The 26313-nt window shown below is 67.6% G+C and carries 26 protein-coding genes, 1 tRNA gene and 1 other RNA gene; 25 read left to right on the forward strand and 3 right to left on the reverse strand.

All coding sequences use genetic code 11. The features are described from left to right. The first annotated feature begins 10 nt into the window (after positions 1–10). Genes A4249_RS01400 through A4249_RS01440 form a run of 9 tightly spaced genes read left to right on the forward strand, consistent with a single transcriptional unit; the run spans position 11 to position 7342 of the window. Positions 11–1972 carry an HVO_A0114 family putative DNA-binding protein gene (locus A4249_RS01400; RefSeq protein WP_066550277.1) on the forward strand — a complete coding sequence of 654 codons (1962 nt, stop codon included), beginning with the start codon at positions 11–13 and terminating at the stop codon, positions 1970–1972. After that, positions 1972–2388, forward strand: a complete 417-nt coding sequence (locus A4249_RS01405) for a hypothetical protein (RefSeq protein WP_066550280.1) — start codon at positions 1972–1974, stop codon at positions 2386–2388. Before A4249_RS01400 ends, A4249_RS01405 begins: the two co-directional genes overlap by 1 nt. After that, positions 2388–3056: a hypothetical protein gene (locus A4249_RS01410; protein WP_066550283.1), complete on the forward strand. Its 669-nt coding sequence runs from the start codon at positions 2388–2390 to the stop codon at positions 3054–3056. Before A4249_RS01405 ends, A4249_RS01410 begins: the two co-directional genes overlap by 1 nt. Positions 3057–3058: 2 nt before the next feature. After that, positions 3059–4165: a DUF5131 family protein gene (locus A4249_RS01415; RefSeq protein ID WP_066550287.1), complete on the forward strand. Its 1107-nt coding sequence runs from the start codon at positions 3059–3061 to the stop codon at positions 4163–4165. A gap of 29 nt (positions 4166–4194) precedes the next feature. Continuing rightward, positions 4195–4851, forward strand: coding sequence for a hypothetical protein (locus tag A4249_RS01420; RefSeq protein ID WP_197458429.1), 657 nt, complete (start codon positions 4195–4197; stop codon positions 4849–4851). Beyond that, entirely contained in the window at positions 4848–5354 is a 507-nt protein-coding gene (locus A4249_RS01425; RefSeq protein ID WP_066550295.1) for a hypothetical protein, read from the forward strand. The genes A4249_RS01420 and A4249_RS01425 overlap by 4 nt, the downstream gene beginning before the upstream one ends. Next, positions 5351–6043 (forward strand): DUF7168 domain-containing protein, encoded by a 693-nt coding sequence (locus tag A4249_RS01430; protein ID WP_066550297.1) that lies wholly within the window; start codon positions 5351–5353, stop codon positions 6041–6043. The genes A4249_RS01425 and A4249_RS01430 overlap by 4 nt, the downstream gene beginning before the upstream one ends. 52 nt (positions 6044–6095) lie before the next feature. Continuing rightward, positions 6096–6290 (forward strand): hypothetical protein, encoded by a 195-nt coding sequence (locus A4249_RS01435; protein WP_066550299.1) that lies wholly within the window; start codon positions 6096–6098, stop codon positions 6288–6290. A 5-nt stretch (positions 6291–6295) separates the two neighbouring features. After that, positions 6296–7342 (forward strand): tyrosine-type recombinase/integrase, encoded by a 1047-nt coding sequence (locus tag A4249_RS01440; protein WP_066554623.1) that lies wholly within the window; start codon positions 6296–6298, stop codon positions 7340–7342. Between the two features lie 49 nt (positions 7343–7391). Here A4249_RS01440 and A4249_RS01445 read toward each other — a convergent pair. Next, positions 7392–7467, reverse strand: a tRNA-Ile gene (locus A4249_RS01445). Between the two features lie 212 nt (positions 7468–7679). On the opposite strand from A4249_RS01445, the gene A4249_RS01450 reads away from it, so the two are divergent. Next, positions 7680–8471 carry an SIMPL domain-containing protein gene (locus tag A4249_RS01450; RefSeq protein WP_066550302.1) on the forward strand — a complete coding sequence of 264 codons (792 nt, stop codon included), beginning with the start codon at positions 7680–7682 and terminating at the stop codon, positions 8469–8471. A 72-nt stretch (positions 8472–8543) separates the two neighbouring features. Here the strand turns inward: A4249_RS01450 and panD are convergent, their stop codons facing one another. Next, entirely contained in the window at positions 8544–8900 is a 357-nt protein-coding gene (panD, locus tag A4249_RS01455; RefSeq protein WP_039246844.1) for an aspartate 1-decarboxylase, read from the reverse strand. A gap of 227 nt (positions 8901–9127) precedes the next feature. Here panD and sppA point away from each other — a divergent pair, with 227 nt between their 5' ends. From sppA to A4249_RS01530, 15 genes are all read left to right on the forward strand, one after another. Next, entirely contained in the window at positions 9128–10906 is a 1779-nt protein-coding gene (gene sppA / locus A4249_RS01460; RefSeq protein ID WP_066550303.1) for a signal peptide peptidase SppA, read from the forward strand. A gap of 105 nt (positions 10907–11011) precedes the next feature. After that, positions 11012–11335, forward strand: a complete 324-nt coding sequence (locus A4249_RS01465; protein WP_066550306.1) for a hypothetical protein — start codon at positions 11012–11014, stop codon at positions 11333–11335. Between the two features lie 13 nt (positions 11336–11348). Beyond that, positions 11349–12110 carry an N-acetylmuramoyl-L-alanine amidase gene (locus tag A4249_RS01470; RefSeq protein ID WP_066550309.1) on the forward strand — a complete coding sequence of 254 codons (762 nt, stop codon included), beginning with the start codon at positions 11349–11351 and terminating at the stop codon, positions 12108–12110. A gap of 32 nt (positions 12111–12142) precedes the next feature. Further along, an RNA gene (rnpB, locus tag A4249_RS01475) (RNase P RNA component class A) lies at positions 12143–12520 on the forward strand. Between the two features lie 484 nt (positions 12521–13004). Continuing rightward, positions 13005–13481: a division/cell wall cluster transcriptional repressor MraZ gene (locus A4249_RS01480; protein WP_017504538.1), complete on the forward strand. Its 477-nt coding sequence runs from the start codon at positions 13005–13007 to the stop codon at positions 13479–13481. Then, positions 13478–14458, forward strand: coding sequence for a 16S rRNA (cytosine(1402)-N(4))-methyltransferase RsmH (gene rsmH, locus A4249_RS01485; RefSeq protein ID WP_066550311.1), 981 nt, complete (start codon positions 13478–13480; stop codon positions 14456–14458). Before A4249_RS01480 ends, rsmH begins: the two co-directional genes overlap by 4 nt. Then, entirely contained in the window at positions 14455–14904 is a 450-nt protein-coding gene (gene ftsL, locus A4249_RS01490; RefSeq protein ID WP_066550313.1) for a cell division protein FtsL, read from the forward strand. The genes rsmH and ftsL overlap by 4 nt, the downstream gene beginning before the upstream one ends. Further along, positions 14901–16685, forward strand: a complete 1785-nt coding sequence (locus tag A4249_RS01495) for a peptidoglycan D,D-transpeptidase FtsI family protein (RefSeq protein WP_017504535.1) — start codon at positions 14901–14903, stop codon at positions 16683–16685. The genes ftsL and A4249_RS01495 overlap by 4 nt, the downstream gene beginning before the upstream one ends. After that, the gene (locus A4249_RS01500) at positions 16682–18142 is read left to right on the forward strand and encodes a UDP-N-acetylmuramoyl-L-alanyl-D-glutamate--2,6-diaminopimelate ligase (protein ID WP_066550322.1); all 1461 of its coding nucleotides are present in this window, start codon (positions 16682–16684) and stop codon (positions 18140–18142) included. The genes A4249_RS01495 and A4249_RS01500 overlap by 4 nt, the downstream gene beginning before the upstream one ends. Then, entirely contained in the window at positions 18135–19553 is a 1419-nt protein-coding gene (locus tag A4249_RS01505) for a UDP-N-acetylmuramoyl-tripeptide--D-alanyl-D-alanine ligase (protein WP_066550325.1), read from the forward strand. The genes A4249_RS01500 and A4249_RS01505 overlap by 8 nt, the downstream gene beginning before the upstream one ends. Before the next feature lie 9 nt (positions 19554–19562). Then, positions 19563–20672, forward strand: a complete 1110-nt coding sequence (mraY, locus tag A4249_RS01510) for a phospho-N-acetylmuramoyl-pentapeptide-transferase (protein WP_017504532.1) — start codon at positions 19563–19565, stop codon at positions 20670–20672. A 4-nt stretch (positions 20673–20676) separates the two neighbouring features. Next, the gene (murD, locus tag A4249_RS01515; protein ID WP_066550328.1) at positions 20677–22062 is read left to right on the forward strand and encodes a UDP-N-acetylmuramoyl-L-alanine--D-glutamate ligase; all 1386 of its coding nucleotides are present in this window, start codon (positions 20677–20679) and stop codon (positions 22060–22062) included. After that, positions 22059–23234, forward strand: coding sequence for a peptidoglycan glycosyltransferase FtsW (locus tag A4249_RS01520; RefSeq protein WP_055805836.1), 1176 nt, complete (start codon positions 22059–22061; stop codon positions 23232–23234). Before murD ends, A4249_RS01520 begins: the two co-directional genes overlap by 4 nt. Positions 23235–23519: 285 nt before the next feature. Continuing rightward, positions 23520–24611 carry an undecaprenyldiphospho-muramoylpentapeptide beta-N-acetylglucosaminyltransferase gene (gene murG / locus A4249_RS01525; protein ID WP_066550329.1) on the forward strand — a complete coding sequence of 364 codons (1092 nt, stop codon included), beginning with the start codon at positions 23520–23522 and terminating at the stop codon, positions 24609–24611. Positions 24612–24781: 170 nt separating this feature from the next. After that, entirely contained in the window at positions 24782–25957 is a 1176-nt protein-coding gene (locus A4249_RS01530; RefSeq protein ID WP_055805830.1) for a mechanosensitive ion channel family protein, read from the forward strand. On the opposite strand, the gene A4249_RS16190 is transcribed toward A4249_RS01530, so the two are convergent. Continuing rightward, a complete protein-coding gene (locus tag A4249_RS16190) occupies positions 25878–26264 on the reverse strand; it encodes an endonuclease domain-containing protein (protein ID WP_082854001.1) in 387 nt (128 codons plus the stop codon). The genes A4249_RS01530 and A4249_RS16190 overlap by 80 nt on opposite strands. Positions 26265–26313: the final 49 nt, after the last annotated feature.

The raw sequence follows: 26313 nt of genomic DNA on the forward strand, positions 1-26313 counted from the left end.
GATCCCGATCATGACCGCCTTCGCCCTTAACCCCGTCGCCGTGTCCGCCGCCGCCCTATTGCGCGCCATACAGGCGGGTGAGTGGAGCACCCGCTCCGAACTCGCCACCGCCGCAGGGCGCAATCCCAGCAATATCGCGCGGGATTTGACCATCCTGACCAACGCGGGGCTGATCACCGAGCGGCCGGACCAGGCCTGCGGCCGGCCTGTCGTTTTAACCGATGACGGCGATCAGCAGCTCGAGGCCATCAACCGCGCCGAAACCGCGGAGGGCGGGGAGGGCCTTCCGGACGGCCTGCTGGCGCTTCGCCACGACCAGATCCTGCCCGACCCGGACAACGCCCGTCAGGACTGGACCAGCGACGAGGCGAAGGATGAGCTGGACGCCCTGCGTGCAGACATCGTCAAGAACGGCCTGCTTCAAAACCTGGTCGTGCGGCCCATGGCCGAGGATGATCTTCAGGATGCGACGATCACCGTCGTCACCCCGGCCGGCGAACTGACCCTACCGCGCTATCGCTTGGTCGCCGGCGAGCGCCGCTGGCGCGCCATCGGCGAGGCGATCAACGACGGCGACTGGGAAGCCGAAGAGCCGATCCTGACCCGCCTGCTGGACCGCGACGCCAAGGAAACCCGCTTCGCCGCCATCGCCGAGAACCTGCTGCGTCGGAAGCTGAACCCGATCGAGAAGGCCAAGGGTTTCGAGCAGCTGGCGGAGCTGGGCTTCGAGAACAAGCTGATCGCCGAACGCCTCGGCTACACCCCCGAACACGTCCAGCAGCACCGCCGCTTCCTGAAGCTGGACGAGGCCGACCAGAAGCGGATGACCCTGCCGCGTGACGACCCCCAACACCTGTCGGTGCGGGACGCCCGCCAGAAGCTCACGGCGAAGGACAACGCCCCGAAGCCGATCGACCTGACTCCAGCCGAATGGCTGGCCACCGTCGAAACCATCTTCGCCGCCTACGAGATGACCGAGTACGGCAACCTGTGGAACGAGATTGTGGTTGCCCCGGATGCCAGCGCATCGCCTGAAGGTGCGCGCCTCCAAGAGCTGGGCGTCTTGGATTTCTCAGGCATCAAGCAGTTCGGCTCGCGCCTCGGCCGCTTCGTCGTCAAACGCGGCTACGGCGCGCCCCACGGCGTGGATTGGTGCAATCCCCCGCTGCCCGCAGGACTGCATGCCAGCGAATCGCGGATCGCGGCCCTCCGCGAGGCCCAGGCGAAAGTGTTCGGGGCTGAAGCGCCGAAGTGGGACGATGAGGCGCCTGTCCTCGGCACACCCTGGCTGGCTGATCCAGGCGAGTTGACGGCTGAAGGCACCGCACTGGTCGAGGCCGCGCGAGTGGCGTCGGAACAGCGCGCCAAGGAAGATCAGGACCGCGCCGCCGCGAACGCCGCGCGTGTCGCGGTCTGGGCCGAGGCCCGCCAGCGTCATCTGCGCCTTCTGGCCGCCGCCCAAGAACGCCCGGAGGCGGGCCAGCCGGATGAAGTCGTCAGCATCGCCAGCGACCTCGACCGCCCCCTGCCGTGGCAAGCCTTGCCCTCCGGGATCATCGCCGCCGCCAATGGCAAGACGGTGAAAGACCGCCTCAATCACTACGCCGCGCCGAGCGAGCAGGAACTGGCGATCAATCAGATGATCGTCGTCGCCGCCAACGCCGCCGGCGGCGTTCTGACCCCAACGCCGGCCCAAGCTGACGCGCCCAGCGAAGAGGAGTTCGTCGAGGCGATCGCCGCCGTCGCCGCCGACCGCCGCCCCGATCTGACGGAGGAGCAGGCCGCCGAACTGGCCGCGCAGATCCTCGCCAGCTTCCTTGACGACAATGGCGTCGCGTTCGGCGACGACGGCTTCGACTGGACCCACGAGGGCGCCGTCATCCTGACCGACGAACACCTCGCCGCCGGCGACACGCCGACGGGTGACGACGGCACGGCCGACGCCGGCGCGGATCAGGAAGGGGCCGCCTGATGGACCGCCCCTGGATCGAAGGCGTCGCCCTGCTGGCCGCCCACAACCACCCGACCCCCGCACCCCGCAACCTGTATCGCCGGAGATACCGCATGTCCCACGACGTCCGCTTCGCCATCCTGACGGCGAACCCCGCCGACAAGCCGAAAGCCTTCCCCGACCTCGAAGCCTTGGCCCGCCACATACAGCGCGAGCGCGGCCTTCAGGCCCTCGAACTGGTCGAGGTCGAAGATCTCGAGATCGACGGCGACACCCATAACCGCCGCGCCGTCTCCGTCTTCGCCCTGGACGCCGGCAACGACCGCGACCGTCTGATCGGCCACGCCTACCTCGACGGCCAGGGCATGGCCGTCCTGCAAGCCGCCCTGCGCCGCAACCGCCTCGTGATGGCCGACGACATGAAGGACGCCGCCTGATGGCCGACACCACTGACCTGATCAACAAAGCCGTCGCCGAAGTCATGACCCCGGACTTCGTGAAAAGTCAGGTGGCGAGCCGCGTCCAAAAGCTGGTGGTAGAAGCCGTCGACGACGCCCTCCGCAGCTACAGCGACATCGGCAAACAGATCAAAGAGGCGGTGAAGGCCAGCCTTGCGGTCAACGACCTCAACCTTCCGTCCTACGGGCTTCTGGTCACCGGCATGATCGAGAAACAGGTCACGGATCACGCCAGCGCCTTGATCGACGCACGCTTGGCCGAAGACATCCGAGAGCTGCTGAACATAGCCCCCGCCGAGATCAAGCTGTCAGAGATCGCCAAGGGCATGATCGAGGGCAGGCATGATGATGGCTATGGCGAGGTCATCACGGTTATCGTCGAGCGGTCTGAATACGGCTCGGTCTGGCTCTATCTGGACGAAGAGCAGCACCATTCGTCCCGCGACAAGCACCAGTGCCGGCACAGCCTGCTGCTGAACCAGGACGGCACGATCAGCAGCGCACGGATAGACAAGCGGGACCTCAAAGACACCCAGAATATCGGGCGTTGCTACGGCCTGTCCGACAGGATCCGCGCCTACTATGCCGCCGGAACCAAGATCGTCTTGGACGAGGACGCCGTGGTGACCTCGGTCGGGGATTACTGACCATGGCCGATCACACCCACATCGAATGGACCGACGCGACCTGGAACATCGTCACCGGGTGCAGCGTCGTCTCGCCGGGCTGCACGAACTGCTATGCGATGAAGCTCGCCGGCACCCGCCTGCGCGACCACCCATCGCGCAAGGGCCTGACGACCGACACCAAGGCCGGGCCGGTCTGGAATGGTCAGGTTCGGTTCAACGCCGACTGGCTGACCCAGCCGTTGCGCTGGTCCAAGCCGCGCAAGATCTTCGTCGCCGCCCACGGCGATCTGTTCCACGACAGCGTCACCGATGACCAGCTGGACCAGATCTTCGCCGTCATGGCGCTGTGCCCCCAGCACGTCTTCCAGATCCTGACCAAGCGACCGGAGCGGATGCTGGCCTATTTCGTCCGGCTTGCGGAATCCCAGGAAGCCCTGGACCACATGTCCTTTCTCGTGCCCCAGGTGCTGGAGGACGCCGCCGCCCGCATTGATGGCGCATCCCATGGCGTCAGTTTTGACGACACCCCCTGGCCCCTGCCGAACGTCTGGCTGGGCGTCAGCGCTGAGGACCAGACGCGCGCAGCCGAACGCGTGCCGACGCTGCTGCGTGTCCCCGCCGCCGTCCACTGGATCTCGGCCGAACCGCTGCTCGCTCCGCTCAACCTCGCCGCCATCGACGACCAGAAGCAGGACATCAAGATCGATGCGCTTCATGGCAAGTGGACCGCCTATTTTCCAGCGACCGAAACCGAGCGCGGCAGCGGCCCGACGGACTCGCGGATCGACTGGGTCGTCGTCGGGGGAGAGAGCGGCCAAGGCTCCCGCCCCATGCACCCGAACTGGGCACGGGACATCCGCGACGACTGCGCTGCCGCTGGCACGCCATTCCTGTTCAAGCAATGGGGCGACTGGACGCCGGGCGAGAACGCTCAGAACACCCTCGGCCGCACCGTCGAAACCGCTGACTGGTTCAATGATCAGTGGCACTTCGAAACCCTGACCCCGGCGTCGGCCGAGGGCATGCACATCGACGACGAGCCGACCTGCTACCGCGCCGGCAAGAAGGCCGCTGGCCGCCGCCTCGACGCAGTCCAGCACGACGGATACCCGGAGGTGCAGCCGTGAGAGAGCGACCGATCCTGTTCAGCGGCCCTATGGTTCGGGCCATCCTCGACGGCCGAAAGAGCCAGACGCGCCGGGTCATCAAGGGAGCGCCTCACGAGGAGCGGCAGCTTGAGGCCGTCATGGTCAGAGACGAGGCCTGCTTTATCGAACGGGCGCACGTCGGCACGCCGCAGGAGACTTGCCACTACCGCTACGGGGGGGAGGGCGAGCAGCCTGCCATTGCCTGCCCCTACGGCGCGCCGGGCGACAAGCTATGGGTTCGTGAGACCTGGGGTCTGAACCATTACGAATACGAGCGCGCCCCGATTCCGAAGGTCCGCCCCCCCGATCTCGAAGACCAGTACCTCGCTTATCAGGCCACGGAAGATGACAGCGAAGTTCGCAACGAGCTTCGCTGGCGACCTTCGATCCACATGCCGCGCTGGATGTCCCGGCTGACGCTGGAGATCGCTGAGGTTCGCGCCGAACGGTTGCTCGCCTGCTCCGAGAATGACGCGAAGGCCGAGGGCCTGGAGTGGACGACGCCCGGCATGTGGTCAGTGGCGACGCACCTTCCGATCATCGGCGATGATCCCCGCAGGGTCTATTTCGAGCTGTGGGATCACATCAACGGCGCAGGCTCGGCCGCCGCCGATCCGTGGGTTTGGGCGGTTAGCTTCCGCGTTCTGGATGAGGCCGCGCAGTGAGCAACTTCCGCTTCCAGGATTATGTGACCTCCGGCGTCTTCACCCTGTCGCTGGCCCGCAGCCAGGTCATGGCCATGCATCGGATCGCCAGCGGCGCGGACCACTACGCCTGCGCCGCCACGGCCGCCCTTGAGCGCAAGGGGTTGATCGTCCCTGTCGCCGCGCCCGACGACTATGCGCCCGACCGTCAGGAGTATCGGGCCACAGGTGCGGGCCTGATGGTTGCCGCCCTGCTGACCGAGGCTGGCCTGACCCAGGACCAGCGCGACGCCACCGCCGCCGAGGTGACGCGTCTTCAGCAGGAGATCGAGGACCGCCGCGCCGAGGCCCATACCGCCCGCACCGCCGCACGCTCAGCCCTTGCTCGCCTCGATCGGCTCGAGACGGACCTCGCCAATGAACGGGCGAAGCAGCGGCGCGGGAAGCTGATCGTGCCGATCCTGCGCCGCGACCCACTGCCGAACGCCTCGCGCGCCGAACTCGACGCCATGGTGCGCGAATGAACGAGCGTGAACGTATCGCCGCCCGCATCCGCGCCCTGCGGGCCAAGACGGTCGAGAACGGCTGCACTGAAGCTGAGGCCATGGCGGCGGCCGAGAAGCTCGCCCAGCTGCTGGCCGACTACAATATGACGATGGACGAGGCCGATCTGCGCGCCTCGCCCTTCGGCGACCATGTCCACGACGCCGCCGGGACGGTCGGGCTGAAGCTTTGGAAACCCGCGAGCGCGATCGCGAAGTTGACCAACACCCGGTACTGGACCGGCGGCCGTGCCGCGCCGACCCGGATCACCTTCGTCGGCCTGACGCACGAGGTTGAGATCGCCGCCTATCTGCTGGCCATCTGCGAACGCGCCATGCGAACGGAATCGGCAGCGATCATGAAGGCCGTCCGCCGCCTGCCGCACATCAAACAGGCCGCACGCGTCATGCCCTTCCTCGACGGCATGGCGGACCGGCTCGCCGCGCGGATCATCGCGATGATCCCGCCCCAGCCGCCGGGCCGAGGACTTGTCGTCCTGCGCAACGCCCTGATCACCGAAGAGCTGGCCAGGCGCGGCGTCGAGATCGAGACGGGATCCGCGAGGCGGCCGATGAACTGGGGTGCCTACCGCGACGGTCAGCGCGCCGGCGATGGCGTCGCCCTCAATCCCGGCGTCGCCGCAACCTCGGCGGCGAGGGCGCTGCGATGACAAACCCGGTTCGGCTCAACATCAGGGCATTTGCCGATGAGGCGGCAGCCGCATGACCACCCGCGTCGCCTTCACCGCAGCGGACATCAAGCGCGCTATGGGCGTGATGGAGAAGTGCGGCCACCAGGTCGCCGCCGTTGACTTCCCCAAGGAAGGCGGGTTTCGATTGGTGTTGGGCGACCGGATGGATGTCGCCGCAGCAAAGGCGAGCGGGCGGAACGAGTGGGATGACGTTCTGCCCCAATGAACGGCATGGCGACGATCGACCTGGCCTATGTCCAGCGGTTCAAAGACCGCCATGGACGGATCCGCCATTACTATCGGCGCAAGGGCTATGCGACCGTCGGCTTGCCGGGCGATCCCGGCTCGGCCGAGTTCATGGCGGCCTATGCCCTGGCGCACGGCCGCGCGCCCAAGGCTGACCCTGCAACGAAGGTTCAGCCGCGCTCGATCAACCACCTGATGATCGAATACTATCGCTCGGCCGACTTCCTCGATCTCGAGCCTCAGACCCAGAAGACCTATCGTCAGATCCTGGATCGCTTTCGGGCTGGGGCTTGGGGCGGCCGGTCCGCCGTCTCGATCGAGCCGCAGCATCTGAACGGCATTTTCCACCAGATGGCCGATCGGCCCGGCGCCCAGCGCAATCTGCGCAAGCGTCTGATGAAGGCTTTCGCTGTCGCCGTCGAACTGGGTTGGCGCAAAGACAACCCGGTCCGAGAGACCAAGTCCCGAAAGCGCAAGTCCAAGGGTTTCATCCCCTGGTCGGAGGCCGAGATCGAGACGTTCGAAGCGAAGTGGGGGGAGGGCACGCGCGAGCGCCTCGCGCTGTACCTCTTGCTTTATACGGGCGTCCGCCGGTCCGACGTCGTCGGCATGGGGCAACAGCACGTCAAGAATGGCCGAATCGCCGTGACTCAGGACAAGACAGACGTCCCGATCTGGATTCCGGTCCACCCGCGTTTGAAAGCCGAGATCGCCCGGCACGGCGCCGGGATGACGTTCATTCTGACGCAGTACGGCAGGCCGTTTTCACCGGCCGGCTTCACCAGCTGGTTCGTAGAGCGCGCGACGCTTGCCGGCGTGACGGGCCGCACCCCGCACGGCCTGCGCAAGGCGGCGGGCCGGCGGCTGGCCGAAGCTGGCGCGACGACCAAAGAAATCGCCGCCGTCCTGGGCCATACCAGCCTCGACGAGGTGGAGACCTACACCCGTTCTGCGGACCAGGCGAAGCTTGCAGACACGGCGATCGCCAAGCTCGAAAAGGCCGAAAAGAGAACGGCCGGTGTCAAACCCTGAGTGTCAAACCATCTAAACCCGTTGTTTTCATTGTCGAAAACGAAGAGGGTGGTAGGCCCGGAGGGACTCGAACCCCCAACCAGACCGTTATGAGCGGTCGGCTCTAACCATTGAGCTACAGGCCCCCAAGGCGCGCCTCGGCGGTAGGGGTTTCGCCTAGCAGGCGCGGGCGCGGCTTGCCAAGCGGGGGCGGGCAAGAAGGCGATCTTTCGGCGATTTCACGAAGATGAACGGAAACTGCCACGGCGCACGGGCGTTGGTTCAGGCGAGAACGGCCAAGGTCGTTGCAACGGATCGGCGAACGCGCCGGTCCCGGATCGCTCACGGAGAAGACTGCATGACCCGCACCCTGGCCGCCGCCCCCCTGAAGACCCTGTCGTTGAAGACCGTCGCCCTGGGCGGTGCCGTCGCCGCCGCCGCCTTCCTGGCCGCCGCTACGCCGCGCGCCATGGCTCAGACGGCCGAACCCATGGGAGCCGTGCACATGATGCAACCCGCGCCGTCGCTGAACCTGTCGGCCTATGGCGAGGTCAAGGCCGCGCCGGACATGGCCACCATCACCTTCGGCGTTCAGACCGAGGCCGTCACGGCTCAGCAAGCCATGCGCGATAACGCTGCGCAAATGACGCGCGTCGTCGCCGCCCTGCGTCGCGCGGGCATTGCTGAACGCGATATCCAGACCTCCGGTCTGAACCTGTCGGCGCAATACGACTATGTCCAGAACGAACCACCCAAGCTGCGCGGCTATCAGGCGGTCAACCGCGTGACGGTGGTCATCAACGACCTGAGCAAGGTCGGCACGACGGCCGACGCCGTGGTCGCCGCCGGCGTCAACCAGATCGACGGCATCAGCTTCGGCCTGAAGGATCCGACCGCCGCCGAAAACCAGGCGCGCCAGCTGGCCGTGCGCAACCTGCAGGCCAAGGCCCAGCTGTACGCCCAGTCGCTGAACGTCCAGCTCTCGGGCATCCGCAACCTGACCGAGGGCGGCGGCTATGCGCCCCAGCCGCCGATGCCGATGTTCGCCGCCCGCGCCGTGTCGATGGACCGGGCCGAGAGCACGCCGGTTTCCGCCGGCGAACTGACGGTGCGGATCGACATCACGGGCGTCTACGACATCGCCCGCTGATCGCATCAATCGGATGAAGAAAAGGCCCGCCGTCGCCGGCGGGCCTTTTTGCATTCTGAGAAGCGAAGCGCCTTAGCCGGCGGTCTTGATCGCGTTGGCGTCGTCCAGCAGGACCACGTTCGGGTTCCACTGGCGGGCTTCTTCTTGCGGCAGCTGGCCGTAGGTGACCACGATCACCTTGTCGTTCTTCTGCACCAGGCGGGCGGCGGCGCCGTTGACGCCGATGACCTTGGAGCCGCGCGGCGCCTCGATCGCATAGGTGGTGAAGCGCGCGCCATTGGTGATGTTCAGCACATCGACCTGCTCGTGCGGATAGATGCCGGCGGCGTCCAGCAGGTCCATGTCGATGGCGATCGATCCCTCGTAATCGAGATCGGCCTGGGTCACCGTGGCGCGGTGCAGCTTGGACTTCATCAGGGTGACCAGCATCGTGCGGTCTCCAGCAAGAAAAACGCGGGGCGCAGGCCCTCGCTCACAGGCGGCTCATATAGGGATTTCCGGGCCTCGCATCAATCCGCACGCTGCGTCGCAGCAATCGGGTGCGGCTGCGAACGCTAGGTCAACCGACGGATTGCACGCGCGTCATTTGACGACGGCCCGCGTCCCCCTATGCTGGCGACGCCATTTCCGGCCTGCGAGCGCGCGTTTTCCCTCCGATGAAGCAATTCTTCCTGACGGTCCTTGGTGTCTTCACCGGGCTGATCCTGTTCGTCGTCGTTATTCCCGTGGTGCTGCTGACGGTCGCCGTCGCCTCGTCGTCCAAGCCGACGACGCCGGCGACCACCGTGCTGGAGCTGGACCTGCGCGGCGGCGTCAGCGACCAGCCGTCGTCAAATCCGTTCGCGGCCTTCGGCAGTTCCGGCCTGGCCCTGACGGACGTGGTCGATGGCCTGCATCAGGCCCAGAGCGACAGCAGCGTCAAGGCTCTGCTGATCCGCCTGCCGGAAAGCGGCATGACACCCGCCACCGCCGACGAACTGCGCCAGGCCATCCACCGCTTCCGCAACGCAGGCAAGCCGGTCATCGCACACAGTCAGGGCTTCGCCCCGTCGGGCGCGGTGATGTCCACCTACATGGTCGGGGCCTCGGCGTCGGAGCTGTGGATGCAGAACACCGCCGGCTTCCAGGCCACGGGCTTCTCGGCCGACAGCCTGTTCCTGGGCCGCGCCTTCCAGAAATACGGCGTCAAACCCGAGTTCGAACAGCGCTACGAGTACAAGAACGCCGTCAACGAATACACCCAGAGCGACTACACCGGCCCCCACCGCGAGGCGATGACGGCCTGGATGACGTCGATCTACGACACCGCCCTGGCCAACGCGGCCAAGGATCGCAAGACGACGGCCCCGGCGCTCAAAACGGTGATCGAGGCCGGCCCATATTCGGCCGAGCAGGCGCTCAGCAACCGGCTGATCGACAAGGTGGGCCAGGTCGAAGAGGCCGAGATCGCCATCAAGACCCGCGCCGGCAAGGGCGCCGAGATCGTCGAGTTCGGCAAATACGCCAGCCAGAAGGGCGAACGCACGGGTTCGGGCAAGAACGCCATCGCCATCGTGGGCGGGGAGGGGGCCATCGTCACCGGGCGCGGCGGCGGCGCCAGCTTCGGCGGCGGCTCGTCCATCCATTCCGACGACACGGCAGAGGCCATCTACGACGCGATCGAGGACAAGAGCGTCAAGGCGATCGTCTTCCGCGTCTCTTCGCCCGGCGGTTCGCCCGAGGCGTCCGAGCAGATCCTGGCCGCCGTGCGCGCGGCGCGGGCGGCGGGCAAGCCGGTGGTGGTGTCCATGGGCGCCTATGCGGCCTCGGGCGGCTACTGGATCAGTTCCGAGGCCGACTGGATCGTGGCCCAGCCGACGACCCTGACCGGCTCGATCGGCGTGTTCGGCGGCAAGTTCGTGCTGGCCGATGCGCTGGGCCGGTTCGGCGTCGATATGCGTGAGCTGACGGTGGGCGGGGAATACGCCGACGCCTTCTCGCCGACGCAAGAGTTCACCCCCCAGCAGCGCGCGGCCTTCGCCGGTTCGATGGACCGGATCTACGACGACTTCATCACCCGTGTGGCGACGGGCCGCAAACTGTCGCCGGACCGGGTGCGCGAAATCGCCAAGGGTCGCGTCTGGACCGGCGCTCAGGCCCTGCCGCTGGGCCTCGTCGATCAGCTCGGCGGCGTGACCGAGGCGGTGAACAAGGCCCGCCAATTGGCCAAGATTCCCGACAACGAGCCCGTCCGCTTCAAGCATTTCCCCAAGCAGCAGTCGCCGTTCGAGGCCCTGTCCGAAATGTTCGGCGTGCAGACCGAGGCCGCCAAGGCGCTGGTCATGCTGGGCGGCGTCATGGCCGATCCACAGGCCCAGGCCGTAATGCGCCGGATCGACAGCGATCGCATGCGCAGCCAGGGCGCGGTGGTTCTGGCCGATCAGCCGGTCTTTTGACGGAGCGCGGCGCACGCGACCGTGCGTCGCGGTCCATTGACCGCAGGCCCCGATGGACCGACATTGCGTGTCAGGCGTTCCCCGGATCGCCTGAAAGGATGATCCATGTTCCAGCCTGAACGTCTCGCCGCCATCGGCCATGCCGCCCGCCGCCGTCCCAACGGCCTGGTGGCGTCCGTCATGTGGGTCGCCGGCATGATCGCCGCCGTCTGCGCCATGGCGGTCGGCGCCGTCCTCGCCGTCTTCACCGCTGCGGCCGTGGCGGTCATCGCCCTGTTCGCCGGCGTTCTGGTCTTTCTGGTCGGTCTGGTCATGCGCACCCGCCGCAATATCGCGCCGCGTCGCCGCAACAGCGATCCGGACCTGATCGAGGCGTACAAGGTGGACGGCGCCTGGGTCGCCTATGGCTGGGAGCGCAACGGCCGCTGAGCCGACGCCGCCCATGACGTCCTACATCGACGCGCCTTCGCCCAACTTCGACGCGCGCCGTGCGCCGCCTGACATGCTGGTGTTGCACTACACCGGCATGCAGACCGGCGAGGCCGCTCTGGCCCGCCTGCGCGACCCCGAGGCCAAGGTGTCGGCCCACTATCTGGTCGAGGAAGACGGCCGCGTCTTTCAACTGGTGCCCGAGGAGCGCCGCGCCTGGCACGCCGGTCGCGGCGTCTGGCAGGGCGAGGACGACTGCAACGCCGCCTCAATCGGGATCGAGATCGTCAATCCCGGCCATGAGTTCGGCTATCGCGCCTTCCCCGAAGCCCAGATCGCGGCCGTCATCGCCCTGATCTCCGACATTCGCAGCCGCTGGACCATCGCCGACAACCGCATCATCGCCCATTCCGACCTGGCGCCGGATCGCAAGGAAGACCCGGGCGAACTCTTCCCCTGGAAACGCCTGGCCGAGGCCGGGCACGGCCTGTGGTTCGAACCGGCGGCCGAACGGGTGCAGGCCTTGGGCGGCCTGTTGCAGAAGGGCGATCAGGGCATCGGCCCGATGGTGCTCAGCGCCGGGCTGCATCGGTTGGGTTACGGCCTGAAAGCCAGTGGCGACTACGACGCCGCCGTCGAAACCGCCGTGCGCGCCTTCCAGCGTCATTGGCGCCCGGCCCGCGTCGACGGCGTCGCCGACGGCGAAACCCGCGCCCGCCTGGTCGGCCTGCTCCAGCTGGCCAGCGCCGAGAGCGTCACGGGCGTATTGAATTGACGTTCGCGCCGCTAACGCGCATCTAGCGCGCGCCAGACGGCTGGGCGGTCGCGGCGGACTTCGCGTCCGTCGAGGAAAGTCCGGGCTCCACGGTGAAAAGGCGGCGGATAACTTCCGCCCGGGGTGACCCGAGGGATAGCGCCACAGAAAGCAAACCTCCGGCCTTGCGAGGCCGGTAAGGGTGAAAGGGTGGGGTAAGAGCCCACCGCGGACCTGGCAACAGGGACGGCATGGCAAGCCCCGCCTGGAGCAAGACCAAATAGGGACATCGCGCGGGCTCGCTCGCGGGGCTCACCGCCTCAGATGTCCGGGTAGGTCGCGAGAACCGATCAGCAATGGTCGGTCCAGAGGAATGATCGTCGCCGTTCTCAAGAGCGGAACAAAACCCGGCTTACAGGCCGTCTGGCATACTTTTCTTTAGGCCTATCGGCCTTCGGCCTGCTTGAGGCCGATTTTCTCGGCCTACCGCGCTTCGCGCTGCTTGAGGCCGACTTTTTTCTTCGGGCCTATCGGCCTTTGGCCTACTTGAGGCCCGTAGGTTTGGCGTCGGCGCCCTCCCTGAGCGCGTCGCCTAATCCGAACTCGGATTATCCCCGCATTTCAGCGTTCTGGCGGCGATCCCGCGTGTTGGCGGGCGTTAACCTATTGTCTGGCAATGGAAGGTTAGAACAGCTCACAGCCTGTGAATACTTCGTTTGTTCCGTGTATGTTCCATCTGTTCGAGCGTGCTTAAGTCGTCACACGTCAAAACATGGTTAAATCTTGGCTTCGATCCCATTGAGGCCCATTTCATCCCATGCTATCCCAGCTGCATGATTTGGGGCTGAGAGGCGGGCGCGGCGGGCGTTCGTCAGGGCATCTAGGGACGGGCCGAAGGGCTCGATTGGACAGGGCGTGTTTCTCTCGACCTATGAGAAGCAGCTGGACGGCAAGCGCCGTCTCCTCATCCCCAACGATTTCCGCACGACCGAAAACGGCGCCGCCGGCGGCGTGTTCATCTTCCCTTCGATCGAGGCCGACTGTCTTGAAGCGGGCGGCGACCGCCTGTTCGCCGTCTATGCCGAGATGATCGAGGCCCTGCCGTTCGGTTCCGAGGAGCGTTCGGCGCTGGAGTGGCAGGTGATGGGCGAGCAGGTGCGTCTGGCCTACGATTCCGGCGGTCGTATCACCTTACCCGAGGCGCTGTGCGCCGAGGCGGGTTTGGGCGACACCGTCGTCATCGTCGGCCTGAACGACCGCTTCCAGATCTGGTCGCGCGAGAAATGGGCGGCCCGCCGCGCCGAACAGCGCGCCCTGGCCAAGGCTGGCATGGCCCAAATCGGCGCCTTGAAGCTGGCGGCCCAGATGAAGCTGGCGGGAGGCGGATCGTGACGGACGCTCCCCCCAATTCTTCCCATGCCCCCGTCCTGCTGGCCGAGGTGATCGAGGCCCTGGCGCCCGCGCCCGGCGATGTCGTGATCGACGCCACCTTCGGCGCCGGCGGCTATACCCGCGCCATCCTGAAAACGGGCACCCAGGTCGTCGCCCTGGATCGCGACCCGACGGTCCAGCCGCACGCCGACGCCGTCGCCAGCGACTTCCCCGGCCAGTTCCAGCTGATCCGCACCCCCTTCTCGGGTCTGGCCCAGGCCTTTGCCGACAGCGGTAAGGCGAAGCTGGACGGCGCCGTCTTCGACATCGGCGTCTCGTCGATGCAGCTGGATCAGGCCGAGCGCGGCTTCTCCTTCATGCGCGACGGTCCGCTGGACATGCGCATGTCCGATGAGGGCGCGACCGCGGCCGACATCGTCAACAGCTGGGACCACGGTCCCTTGGCTCACATCTTCAAACTGTATGGCGAAGAGCGCCAGTCGGGCCGCGTCGCCACCGCCATCCTGCGTCGCCGCGCCGAACAGCCTTTTACCCGCACCCTGGATCTGGCCGAGGTGGTCGAAAAGGCCCTGGGCGGCCGTCGCGGCGCGCCCATCCATCCGGCGACACGGGTCTTCCAGGCCCTGCGCATCGCGGTCAACGACGAACTGGGCGAGCTGGAGCGCGGTCTGGAGGCCGCCGAGGCGACGCTCGCTCCGGGTGGACGCCTCGCCGTCGTCACCTTCCATTCGCTGGAAGACCGCATCGTCAAGGCCTTCCTGACCGAGCGCACGGGCAACAGCCCGGCCGGTTCGCGTCATGCGCCGATGGCCGTCGATCCGCGCAAGCCCAGCTTCACGCTTCAGTTCAAGGGCGCGCGCGAGGCGGGCGAAGAAGAGCGTTCCACCAACCCCCGCGCCCGCTCGGCCAAGCTGCGCGCCGCCGTGCGCACCGACGCCCCGGCCTGGGGTCGGATCGATGGGAGAGCGGCGGCATGACCACGGCGCCATTCTTCGCCTATTCCCGCACCGCCCTTCAGCGCCTGTTCGACTGGAAGGTGCGCGGCGTGCGCTGGGTCGAGATCATCGGCGTGGCCCTGGTCGCGATCATGATCGTCTCGGTCTATGCGGCCAAGGCCGCCGCGGCGCGCGAAAGCAGCCGCATCGCCCAGATCGAACAGGACATCCGCGAGAACGGACAGCGCGTCCGCCTGCTGCGCGCCGAGGTCGCCCGGCTGGAGCAGCCCGCCCGTCTGGAAAGCCTGTCTCGCCAGATCGGCATGGCTCCCGTCGCCGTCGCCCGTCAGGCCAAGGAAGGTCAGCTGACCGCCCTGAAGCCCGTCCCCGCTCAACCCGCCGCATCTGCTCCCGCAGCCGCGCCGGCGCCCGCCGCCGTCGCCGATGACGCACCCGTCCCAACGCCTTCGCCGGAGCCGGCGCAATGAGCGTTCAGGATCATCGCTACCACCGCCCCGCGCCGGGCGCCGATTTCCAGGAACGACTGCAAGGCCGCCTGTCGCCCTTCTGGCGCTGGCTGACCGAACTGGTCTGGCGGCTGGAGCATGGCTTCGAGCGCGCCCGCGCCGACGCCCGCCCGGAAGAGGACACCCGCGTCCGCATCTTCCTGATCCTGATCGTCTTTTCCTGCGTCTTCGGCGGCCTGGCCATCGGCGCGTCCTACAAGGCCCTGTTCGCACCGGCCAATGGGCTGGGGCGCGGCGTCAATCCGAACGCCCTGGTGCGCGGCGACCTGACGGACCGCAATGGCGAACTGCTGGCCACCAACATCGTCCACTACGGCCTCTACATCGACCCGGCCGAGATCTGGGATCGCGACCTGGCCTATCGCCAGATTCGCCGCGCCCTGCCGCGCATCTCCGCCGAGCGACTGAAGAAGGTGCTGGGCGGCGACCGTCGTCTGATCGCCTTGACTGGCCTGACGCCTCAGGAAAAGGCCGCCGTCCACGACCTGGCGCTGGGCGGCGTCACCTTCGAGCCCGAGGATCGCCGCGCCTATCCGCTGGGAACGTCGGCCGTCCATCTGATCGGCGACGCCGACACGGGCGGGCAGGGCGTCTCGGGCGCCGAACTGGCCTTCAACGACGAGATCCGCGCGGCGGGTCAGCGCGGCGAGGCCTTCCCCCTGTCCATCGACCTGCGCGTCCAGGGCGTGCTGGAAAACGAACTCGCCGCCGCCGCGATCAAGAACCAGGCCAAGGGCGCCGTCGGCATCGTCACCGACGTCCAGACCGGCGAGGTGCTGGGCATGGCGTCCTGGCCGACCTTCAACTCGGCCGATCGCGGCGCGGCGCCCGACGGCGCCACCCTGAACCGCGCCGTCTCGGGCCACTACGAGATGGGCTCGGTGTTCAAGACCTTCACCGTCGCCGCCGGCCTCGACACCGGCCGGGCCGACATGAATACCCTGTTCGACGCCTCCCAGGCCTTCCAGATCGGCGATCGCAAGATCAAGGACTTCCACGCCCAGAACCGGGTGATGACCCTGGAAGAGGTCTATCTGCACTCCTCCAACATCGGCACGTCGCAACTGGCGGTGCAGATGGGCCCCAACACCATGCGCGACTATTTCCGCCGCCTGGGCCTGCTGGACGCCGCCAAGATCGAGCTGAAGGAATCGGCCAAGCCCGTCGTGCCGCGTCGTTGGGACAACTCGACCCTGGCGTCGCTGTCCTTCGGCTACGGCATTATGATCACCCCGGCCCAGATGGTTCAGGCCATGGGCGCCCTGACCAATGGCGGTCGGATGATCCCGCTGTCGCTGCGCAAGGGCGGCGCCCGCAACGTCCAGCCGCAACAGGTCGTCACCGAAGAGACCTCGCGCGCCATTCTCGACCTGCTGCGTCGCAACGTCGTCAAGGGCTCGGGCGGGTTCGCCGATGCGCCGGGCCTGCGGGTCGGCGGCAAGACCGGCTCGGCCAACAAACTGGTCGGGGGTCGTTATGACCCCAGCCACGCCCTGGGCTCCTTCGCGGCGGTCTTCCCCGTCGATGGCCCGCTGAACGGCAAACGCTACGCCATCCTGATCGTGATGGACGAGCCGGGGACCTATCCCAAGACCGGCGCCTATGTCGCTGCGCCGGCCGTGCACAATATCGCCGACCGCATCGCCGGCTTCTTGGGCGTCGAACGCCGCGACGACCGCTGGCGCACGGCCTCGGGCGAGAAGATCCCGCAATATCAGGACGTGGCGGGGGACGGGCTTTGAGCGCGCTTCACTTGTCCGACCTGCTGCGCCGCGACGTGTCCTCGGACCCGGTCATCACAGGCGTCACCGCCGACAGCCGCAAGGTCTCGCCCGGCGCCCTGTTCGTCGCCCTGCCGGGCACGGCCGCCGACGGCCGCGCCTTCATCCCCCAGGCCCTGGCGCAAGGGGCCGCTGCGGTTCTGGCGCCGACCGACACGCCGGATGGCGCGGCGCCCGTTCTCGTCACCTCGGGCGACGTGCGCCGGGCCTACGCCATCGCCGCGCGCGGCTTCTACGGCGCCCAGCCCAAGACCTGCGTCGCCGTCACCGGCACCAACGGCAAGACTTCGGTCGCCACCTTCTGCCGCCAGATCTGGGCCGGCGTCGGCCACAAGTCCGCAAGCATGGGCACGCTGGGCGTCATCGGCCAGAAGGGCGTCAAGACCTACGCCCTGACCGGCCCCGGCCTGACCAGCCCCGACGCCGCCGAGGCCGCGCGCCTGATGGCCGAACTGGCCGCCAAGGACGTGACCCACGTCGCGCTGGAGGCCTCGTCCCACGGTATCGATCAGCGCCGCCTGGACGGGGTCGCCCTGAAGGCCGCCGCCTTCACCAACCTGACCCAGGACCACCTCGATTATCACGGCACCATGGCGGACTATCGCGCCGCCAAGATGCGCCTGTTCGAGACCCTGCTGCCGCGCGGCCGCACTGCCGTGCTGAACGCCGATTCCGACGCCTATTCGGTCTTCGCCTCGGCCTCGATCATGGCGGGCCTGGGCGTCATGGGCGTGGGCGAGCGCGGGCGTGACCTGACCCTGATCGGCCGTCGCGCGACGCCGGAGGGCCAGCGTCTGACCATCGACGTGCGCGGCGACATTCGCGAAATCCTGCTGCCCTTGGCCGGCGCGTTTCAAGCGTCCAACGCTCTGGTGGCGGCCGGTCTGTGCATCGCCGCTGGCGACCCGGCCGACGCCGTCATCGGCGCGCTGGAAGGCCTGACCGGGGCGCAAGGCCGCCTGCAACGCATCGACGGTGGCCAGGAAAGTCGGGGCGAGGTCTATGTCGACTACGCCCATACGCCCGACGGGCTCGAGACGGTTCTGAACGCGCTTCGTCCTCACGCGACCGGCCGACTGATCGTCGTCTTCGGCGCCGGCGGCGACCGCGACCGTGGCAAGCGCCCCCTGATGGGCGAGATCGTTGGGCGTCTGGCCGACATCGCCATCGTCACCGACGACAATCCGCGTTCCGAAGACGCCGCCGCCATCCGCGCCCAGGTCCGCGCCGGCTGCCCGGACGGGATCGAGATCGGCGACCGCCGCGCCGCCATCGAGGCCGCCGTCGAAATGATGCGTGACGGGGATGTGGTGGTCATCGCCGGAAAAGGGCATGAACAGGGTCAGATCGTCGCGGGCGTGACCCACCCCTTCGACGACGCCACTGTCGCGTCCGAGGCCCTGTCTCTCTATGCCTGAAAACTCCGCCCGCCCGCTCTGGTCGGCCGCCGAAGTCGCCGCCGCCACGGGCGGCGTGCTGCACGGCGACGACCGCCCGATTACGGGCCTGACCTACAACAGCCGCGAGATCGTCCCAGGCGATCTGTTTCTGGCGCTGAAGGGCGAACGCGACGGACATCAGTTCGCCAGCGGCGCCTTCGCATCGGGCGCTGCGGCCGCCCTGGTCGAACATCCGGTCGAGGGCGGCCCTTGCGTCGTCGTGCCCGACACCTTGCGCGGCCTGGAAGCCCTGGGCGTCGCCGCCCGCGAGCGCGCGCCCCATGTGAAGCGCGGCGCCGTCACCGGCAGCGTCGGCAAGACCAGCGTCACCCAGGCCATCAAGGCGGGCCTTGATCTGGCGGGTCCAGCGCATGGCTCGATCAAGAGCTACAACAACCACATCGGCGTGCCCCTGACCCTGGCCCGGATGCCGGTCGAGACCCAGCGCGCCGTCTTCGAGATCGGCATGAATGCGCCCGGCGAGATCGCGCCCCTGTCGCGCTTCGTCGCCCCCCACGCCGCCTGCGTCACCACCGTCGGCCCGGTCCATATCGAAGCCTTCGCGGACGGCGAGGCCGGGGTCGCGCGTGAAAAGGCGACCATCTTCCAGGGTCTGGTGCCGGGCGGTGCGGCGGTGGCGAACGGCGACGTCGCCTTCTCGGCTGTCCTGTGCGACGCGGCCAAGGCGGTCGGCGCGCGCCTGCTGACGTTCGGATCCGACGCCGGCCATGACGCCCGCCTGCTAGATTTCCGGCCTGACGCCGAGGGCGCGGCGGTCGCCGTCGAACTGTTCGGGCGACGCATCGACTATCGCCTGGCCCAGTCCGGCGCCCATTGGGGCCTGAATAGCCTGTGCGTCCTCTTGATGCTCGACGCCCTGGACGTGACGCTGGATACGGGTCTCGAAGCCCTCGCCGGATTTCAGCCTCTGGCCGGACGCGGCCAGACCCGCACGGTCACGACGCCGGACGGCGCCTTCACCCTGATTGACGAGAGCTACAACGCCAATCCCCTGTCCATGGCCGCCGGGTTCAAGACCCTGGGCGCGCGCTCGACCTCGGGCCGCCGCGTCGTGGTGCTAACCGACATGCTGGAGCTGGGTGAGCAGAGCCGCGACCTGCATGAAGGCCTCGCCGGCCCAATTGACGCCGCCGGCCTCGACCTGGTCCACGCCGCCGGGCCCGAGATGCGCTGGCTGTACGACGCGCTTCCGGTTTCTCGACGCGGCGTCTGGCGCGCGACGGCGGCGGAACTGGCGGCCGAGGCGGCCCTGCTGGTCGCGCCCGGCGACATCGTCATGGTCAAGGGTTCGAACGGCTCCAAGGCCTCGCTGGTGGCAAAGGCGCTGGCCGAACTTCAAGGCCGCGACACGACGCCCGCGACGCGATAGGGAAGCCGAATGTTTTACCTGCTCTATCTCTACTACGCCGACGTGGCGCACCAGTATCCCCTGCTGAACCTGGTGCAGTACCAGACGGTGCGCGTGGCCCTCGCCATGGCCACCGCCATGATCGTCGCCGTCGCCATGGGCAGCCGCTTCATCAACTGGATCCGCGCCAAACAGGGCCGGGGCCAGCCGATCCGCGACGACGGCCCGGTGTCCCACCTGTCCAAGGTCGGCACCCCCACCATGGGCGGTCTGATGATCCTGGCCGGCATCGGCGTGGCGGTGCTGCTCTGGGGCGACCTGACCAATCCCTACATCTGGATCGTCAGCTTCGTGACGGCGGCCTTCGGCGTGCTGGGCTTCATCGACGACTACGCCAAGGTGACCAAACAGACCTCGGCCGGCCTGACCTCCAAGCAGAAGCTCCTGGCCCAGACCGTCGTCGCCGTCGTCGCCGGCGTCCTGACCGTGCTGTGGATGACCGTCTCGCCGACCTCGCCGGGGCTTGAGACGTCGATCGCCTTCCCCTTCTTCAAGGCCGTGCTGCTGAACATCGGCTGGTTCTATGTGGCGTTCGCGGCCTTCACCATCGTCGGCTTCTCCAATGCGGTGAACCTGACCGACGGTCTGGACGGTCTGGCGACCGTGCCGGTGATGATGGCGGCGGGCGCGTTCGGCGTGATCAGCTACCTCGCCGGCAACTTCGTCTTCGCCCAGTATCTTCAAGTCCACCACGTGCCTGGCGCGGGTGAACTGGCCATCTTCTGCGCGGCCATGATCGGCGGCGGCGCGGGCTTCCTGTGGTACAACGCCCCCCCGGCCAAGATCTTCATGGGCGACACCGGTTCGCTGGCTCTGGGCGGCGCCCTGGGCGCCATCGCCGTCACCACCAAGCACGAACTGGTCCTGGGCATCGTCGGCGGCCTGTTCGTCATGGAGGCCGCCTCGGTCATGATCCAGGTCGGCTATTACAAGCTGACCAAGAAGCGCATCTTCCTGATGGCGCCGGTCCACCACCATTTCGAGAAGATGGGCTGGCCGGAATCCACGGTCGTCATCCGCTTCTGGATCATCGCCGGCGCCCTGGCCCTGCTGGGCCTGTCGACGTTGAAGCTGCGCTGATCCGATGATCCCCGTTCCCGGCTTTGAAGGCAGGCGGGTCGCGGTCTTCGGCCTGGGACGGTCGGGGATTACGGCCGCGCGCGCCCTTCAGGCCGGGGGCGCGATCCCGATCCTGTGGGACGACGGCGAGGCCGGCCGCGCGCAGGCGAAAGGCGAGGGCTTCACGGTCGAGGACCTGGCCGCCGCCGACTGGTCCGACTTCGCCGCCCTGGTTCTGTCGCCCGGCGCACCGCTGACCCATCCCAGGCCCCACTGGACCGTGGACCTGGCCCGCGCGGCCGGCGTGCCCGTCGTCGGCGACATCGAACTGTTCGCCCGCGCCCTGGCCGCCCAGCCGAAGGATGAGCGGCCGCGCGTCGTCGCCATCACCGGCACCAACGGCAAGTCCACCACCACCGCCCTGATCGGCTGGGTGCTGAAGTCGGCGGGCCTGACGGCCCACGTCGGCGGCAATATCGGCGTCGGCGTCCTGGCCTTGCCCGAACCCACGCCCGACGCCGTCTATGTGATCGAGGTCTCCAGCTATCAGCTGGACCTGACCACCACTTTCGCCCCCGACGTCGCCATCCTGACCAACATCAGCCCCGACCACCTGGACCGCCACGGCGGCATGGACGGCTATGTCGCGGCCAAGGCGCGCATCTTCGCCAATCAGGGGCGGGATGATGTGGCCCTGGTGGGCGTGGACGACAGCTGGGGGCAGGGGATTGCGCGTGAGCTGTCAGATCGCGCCACCGTCATCTCGACCCACCCCTCACAGAGAGCAGAAGGATATGTCGCGCAGCCGGGTGCTATTCTGAAGAACGGCGAACGGGTCGCCGACCTCACCGCCGCCCGCTCGCTCCCCGGTCGTCACAACGCCCAGAACGCTGCCTTTGCTTATGGTACGGCCGTCAGGCTCGGCGTCTCGCACGACGCCGCCGTCTCCGGCCTGCTGTCCTTCCCCGGCCTGGCGCACCGAATGGAGGCGGTCGGCCGCCTCGGCTCCGTGCGCTTCATCAACGATTCCAAGGCCACCAACGCCGACGCCGCGCGTCAGGCCCTGGCCTCCTATCCGTCCGTCTTCTGGATCGCCGGCGGCGTGCCCAAGGCCGGCGGCATCGCGGACCTCGCCGACCTCTTTCCCCGCATCGCCAAGGCCTATCTGATCGGCGACGCGGCCCCGGCCTTCGCCGAAGCACTTGCTGATACGCCCCACGTCATCGCCCGCACCCTCGACGCCGCCGTGGCCGCCGCCGCCGCCGATGCGGCCTTTGCCGGCGGCGACCAGATCGTCCTTCTGTCCCCCGCCTGCGCCAGCTTCGATCAGTTCAAGGACTTCGAGGCGCGCGGCGAGGCCTTCCGCGCCGCCGTCCTGGCGCTCGGCGCCGTCCCGGAAACCGCGTCATGAGCGCTCCCTACACTCCCGCCTTTTCCCGCAACGACCAAAGCCATGTGGCACAGTGGTTCTGGACCGTGGATCGCGGCCTGCTGGGCGCGGCGCTCGCGCTGATGGCCCTGGGCGTGGCGCTCAGCTTCGCCTCCAGCCCTGCCGCCATCCTGGCCGATGAATCGATCACTGACCCCTTCCACTATTCCTGGCGGATGATGGTCTTCTCGGGCGTGGGGCTCAGCATCATGCTGACGACCTCGCTGATGTCGCCGCGCGGCGTGCGACGCATCGCTGTCCTGGCCCTGTTCGGCGCCATCGTCGTGATGATGGCTCTGCCCTTCATCGGCGACACGGTGAAGGGGGCCGCTCGCTGGGTGAACTTCGGCCCCTTCAGCCTGCAACCGTCCGAGTTCGCCAAGCCCGGCCTGATCGTCTTCGCCGCCTGGATGTTCGCCGAGGCGCAAAAGGGCCAGGGGGTGCCCGGCGTCACCATCGCGTTTGGCTTCTACGCCCTGACCGTCTCGCTGTTGCTGATCCAGCCCGACATCGGCCAGACGCTTCTGATCACCACCACCTTCATGGCCGTCTTCTTCATGGCGGGCGTGCCGTTCAAATGGATGGCGGTTCTGGCCAGCCTGGGCATGGCGGGGCTGGTGTCGCTGTATTTCGTCTTCGGCCATATGCGCGATCGCCTCAGCCGCTTCTTTTCGCCCGAGACGACCGACACCCACCAGATCGACAGCGCGTCCGAGGCCATTCGCGCCGGCGGCCTGCTTGGACGCGGCATCGGCGAGGGCGTGATGAAGCGTCGCGTGCCCGACCTGCACACCGACTTCATCTATTCCGTCGGCGCCGAGGAGTTCGGCCTGATCCTCAGCCTGATCATGATCAGCCTCTACGCCTTCATCGTCATTCGCGGCATGCGCCGGGCGATGAAGCTGACCGATCCGTTCGAGCAGACGGCGGCGGCGGGCCTGTTCATGCTGATCGGGCTTCAGGCCTGCATCAACGTCGCGGTGAACCTGAACCTGATCCCGACCAAGGGCATGACGTTGCCCTTCATCAGCTATGGCGGCTCCTCCATGCTGGCCATGGGCCTGACCATGGGCTTTGCACTCGCCCTGACGCGGCGCCGCCCCGGCGCCTACGAACCCGGCGCCAGCCTGACCATGGGCCGGCGGTTGCTGTAGTTCTCTTTCGTCGTCCCTCGATCTCGCTACGCCAGTCGTAGGAGGACGAAAGAGCGGTTAGCCAGCCTTCTTTGACGAAAACATGCGGATGATTTCCGTCGCTTACCGCTCGCGATCGACCGTCTCCTGCCCACGCTGCAAAACCGTGCGATCCTGTCGCCGCCCCATTCCTCGCCGCACCGTTCCTGTCCGACATTAGACAGATTAGACGAATTAGACGGTGTTTTTGCCTGCCCACCGTCTGAACTTCAGACTATTCAGACCCTCTTTTTCGGAGCCTCGCCCATGACCAAGCTCTGCGTCGTCGCCGCCGGCGGCACCGGCGGCCATATGTTCCCGGCCGAGGCGCTGGCGCGCGAGATGGCGGCGCGCGGCTGGCGCGTGGTGCTGGCGACCGATCACCGGGGCGAACAATACGCCCACGCCTTTCCCGCCGAGGAACGGCTGGCGCTGGACGCCGCCACCGGCTCCGGCCCGCTGGGCCTGATCAAGGCCGGCGTCGCCATCTTCAAGGGCGTGGTTCAGGCGCGAACGGCTTTCGACCGGCTGGGCGCCGATGTCGTCGTCGGCTTCGGTGGCTATCCGTCCGCCCCGGCTCTAGTCGCCGCCGTCACGTCCCAGCGACCGACGGTGATCCATGAACAGAACGCGGTCCTGGGCCGCACCAACCGCCTCCTGGCCCCCTATGTCGGTCAGGTCGCTTCATCCTTCCCGACGCTCGAACGCGCGCCGGCCAGGGTCCAGGGCCGCTCGCACGTCGTCGGCTCGCCGGTGCGGTCCGAGATCCGCGCCCTGTTCGACCGCCCCTATGTCGCCCCCGCCGCCGACGGCCCGATCCATCTGCTGGTCACCGGCGGCAGCCAGGGCGCCCGCATCCTGTCTGAGACCACGCCCCGCGCGCTGGCCGCCCTGCCGGAAGCCCTGCGTCGCCGCCTGAAGGTGCAGCAGCAGTCCCGCCCCGAGACGCTGGAGGCCGCCCGCCAGATCTATCTGGAGGCCGGGATTGAGGCCGAGGTCGCCCCCTTCTTCCGCGACATGGCTGAACGGCTGTCCAGGGCCCATCTGGTCGTCGGCCGCTCCGGCGCCTCGACCTGCGCCGAACTGGCGGTCGCAGCCCTGCCGTCCGTCCTGATCCCGCTGAAGATCGCCACCGACGACCACCAGCGCCTGAACGCCAAGGCCCTGACCGATGCGGGCGCGGCCGAGGTCATTCTGGAAGACGACCTGACCGTCGATCGCCTGGCCTCGACCCTGACCGACGTCCTGTCCGATCCGGCGCGCCTGTTAGCCATGTCGGCCGCCGCCCGCAGCGTCGCCATCCCCGACGCCGCCCAACGCCTGGCCGACCTCGTCGAGGCGACCGCGGGGCGTGCATGATGTCTCCTCCCCACGTGTGGGGAGGGGGACCGCGTAGCGGTGGAGGGGCTCTTCACGCCGAAAGAAGAACCCCTCCGTCACGGCGCAAAGGGCGCGCCGCGCCACCTCCCCATCGCTTCGCGACAGGGAGGAGACATCAACCCTCTCGGCCCTGACGCGTTAGGAAGCTCATGCCTCCCGAAATCATCGCCGTCACTCGCCAGATCCGCGCCCTGTGGCACCGGTTCGACTGGCTGCCCGAATGGGCGGTCATCGGCCTGGTCCTGCTGGTCTTCGTCGGCGGCGGCTGGCTGACGCACAAGATCGTCTTCGCCATCCTGCGTCGCGTCGTTCGGAACAAGGACCTCTTCTGGCGCGGTGTGGTCGAGCGCGCCCGGGTCAAGCTGCGCGTTCTGATCATCATCATCGGCATCGGCATCGGCGTGACCGTCTCGCCGATGGATCCCGGCCCGTCCGAGGATATCCGCAGCGCCCTGCTGTTCCTGTTCATCCTGACCCTCGGCTGGATGGCGTCGGGCGTGCTCGACATGTGGTCGGTCATGCACCTCAAGCGGTACAATATCGCCGTCGAGGACAATCTGCTGGCCAGGAAGCACCTGACCCAGACCCGCATCCTGCAGCGGGTGGCCAAGGTCGTACTGTTCATCGTCACCGTGGGCCTAGCCCTGATGACCATCGCCGGCTTCCGTCAGTGGGGCGTCAGCCTGCTGGCCTCGGCCGGCGTGGTCGGCATCATCGCCGGTCTGGCGCTTCAGCCGATCCTGACGAACATGGTCGCCGGCATCCAGATCGCCCTGACCCAGCCCATCCGCCTGGACGACGCCGTCATCGTCGAGAACGAGTGGGGCAATGTCGAGGAGATCACCTCGACCTATGTGGTGGTCAAGCTGTGGGACTGGCGCCGGATGGTGCTGCCCCTGTCCTACTTCATCACCAAGCCCTTCCAGAACTGGACGCGCGAGAACGCCCGTCTGATCGGCGTGGCCTTCTTCTACGTCGACTACGAAGCGCCCATCGACCGGCTGCGCACCGCCTTCGAGGGCATCGTCAAGGCGTCCAAACACTGGGACGGCGACGTGCAGGTGATGCAGGTCACCGACATCACCGAACGCGTGCTTCAGGTGCGCTGCCTGGCCAGCGCCCGCTCGGCACCGGTCGCCTTCGACCTGCGCTGCGAGATCCGCGAGAAGCTGATGGCCTTCATGCGCGACGAGTGCCGCGAGGCCCTGCCGCGCGACCGCATCGAATGGCCGCAAGGCGAACCCTCTAGTCTCCCTCCCCGTCTCGGGGAGGGTGGCCGCGAAGCGGCCGGGTGGGGGCGGCCGCCATCAGTTCGCGAAGAATAAAATCCATGACATCCGGGAGTCGATCCCGAACATCGGAGGCCGCTATGCGCAGTGTCTTTACGCCGTGATGAGCCAATGCGGCGTCACGGCGGGCGTCCCAGTCGCCACGCCCCTCGTGCGAACTACCATCGACCTCCACCGCCAAGCCGCGTCGGAGACAAATGAAGTCGACATAATAGCCGAGGAGAGGATGCTGGCGTCGGAAATGAAAACCTTGTTTTCGAAGGTCGCGCAGAGCCAACCAAAGCCTCGCCTCCGGCGGGCTCATGGCTTTTCGCATCGCTCGGGCTTTTGCGATCTTCGCCATTCTGGGCCGCCCCCACCCGGTCTCGCTGCGCTCAACCACCCTCCCCTGA

This window comes from Brevundimonas sp. GW460-12-10-14-LB2 (assembly GCF_001636925.1).
Classification (GTDB): Bacteria; Pseudomonadota; Alphaproteobacteria; order Caulobacterales; family Caulobacteraceae; genus Brevundimonas; species Brevundimonas vesicularis.

Excerpts from the sequence above, each read along its gene's own strand:
- A4249_RS01435 (WP_066550299.1), top strand. The coding sequence starts at position 6,096 with ATGACCACCCGCGTCGCCTTCACCGCAGCGGACATCAAGCGCGCTATG.
- A4249_RS01505 (WP_066550325.1), top strand. The coding sequence starts at position 18,135 with ATGCCTGAAAACTCCGCCCGCCCGCTCTGGTCGGCCGCCGAAGTCGCC.
- sppA (WP_066550303.1), top strand. The coding sequence starts at position 9,128 with ATGAAGCAATTCTTCCTGACGGTCCTTGGTGTCTTCACCGGGCTGATC.
- A4249_RS01420 (WP_197458429.1), top strand. The coding sequence starts at position 4,195 with ATGGTTCGGGCCATCCTCGACGGCCGAAAGAGCCAGACGCGCCGGGTC.
- A4249_RS01440 (WP_066554623.1), top strand. The coding sequence starts at position 6,296 with ATGGCGACGATCGACCTGGCCTATGTCCAGCGGTTCAAAGACCGCCAT.
- A4249_RS01450 (WP_066550302.1), top strand. The coding sequence starts at position 7,680 with ATGACCCGCACCCTGGCCGCCGCCCCCCTGAAGACCCTGTCGTTGAAG.
- A4249_RS01410 (WP_066550283.1), top strand. The coding sequence starts at position 2,388 with ATGGCCGACACCACTGACCTGATCAACAAAGCCGTCGCCGAAGTCATG.
- A4249_RS16190 (WP_082854001.1), bottom strand. The coding sequence starts at position 26,264 with ATGGCGAAGATCGCAAAAGCCCGAGCGATGCGAAAAGCCATGAGCCCG.
- A4249_RS01430 (WP_066550297.1), top strand. The coding sequence starts at position 5,351 with ATGAACGAGCGTGAACGTATCGCCGCCCGCATCCGCGCCCTGCGGGCC.
- A4249_RS01400 (WP_066550277.1), top strand. The coding sequence starts at position 11 with ATGACCGCCTTCGCCCTTAACCCCGTCGCCGTGTCCGCCGCCGCCCTA.
- A4249_RS01415 (WP_066550287.1), top strand. The coding sequence starts at position 3,059 with ATGGCCGATCACACCCACATCGAATGGACCGACGCGACCTGGAACATC.
- panD (WP_039246844.1), bottom strand. The coding sequence starts at position 8,900 with ATGCTGGTCACCCTGATGAAGTCCAAGCTGCACCGCGCCACGGTGACC.
- ftsL (WP_066550313.1), top strand. The coding sequence starts at position 14,455 with ATGACCACGGCGCCATTCTTCGCCTATTCCCGCACCGCCCTTCAGCGC.
- A4249_RS01405 (WP_066550280.1), top strand. The coding sequence starts at position 1,972 with ATGGACCGCCCCTGGATCGAAGGCGTCGCCCTGCTGGCCGCCCACAAC.
- murG (WP_066550329.1), top strand. The coding sequence starts at position 23,520 with ATGACCAAGCTCTGCGTCGTCGCCGCCGGCGGCACCGGCGGCCATATG.
- A4249_RS01520 (WP_055805836.1), top strand. The coding sequence starts at position 22,059 with ATGAGCGCTCCCTACACTCCCGCCTTTTCCCGCAACGACCAAAGCCAT.
- mraY (WP_017504532.1), top strand. The coding sequence starts at position 19,563 with ATGTTTTACCTGCTCTATCTCTACTACGCCGACGTGGCGCACCAGTAT.
- A4249_RS01530 (WP_055805830.1), top strand. The coding sequence starts at position 24,782 with ATGCCTCCCGAAATCATCGCCGTCACTCGCCAGATCCGCGCCCTGTGG.
- A4249_RS01470 (WP_066550309.1), top strand. The coding sequence starts at position 11,349 with ATGACGTCCTACATCGACGCGCCTTCGCCCAACTTCGACGCGCGCCGT.
- A4249_RS01495 (WP_017504535.1), top strand. The coding sequence starts at position 14,901 with ATGAGCGTTCAGGATCATCGCTACCACCGCCCCGCGCCGGGCGCCGAT.
- murD (WP_066550328.1), top strand. The coding sequence starts at position 20,677 with ATGATCCCCGTTCCCGGCTTTGAAGGCAGGCGGGTCGCGGTCTTCGGC.
- A4249_RS01465 (WP_066550306.1), top strand. The coding sequence starts at position 11,012 with ATGTTCCAGCCTGAACGTCTCGCCGCCATCGGCCATGCCGCCCGCCGC.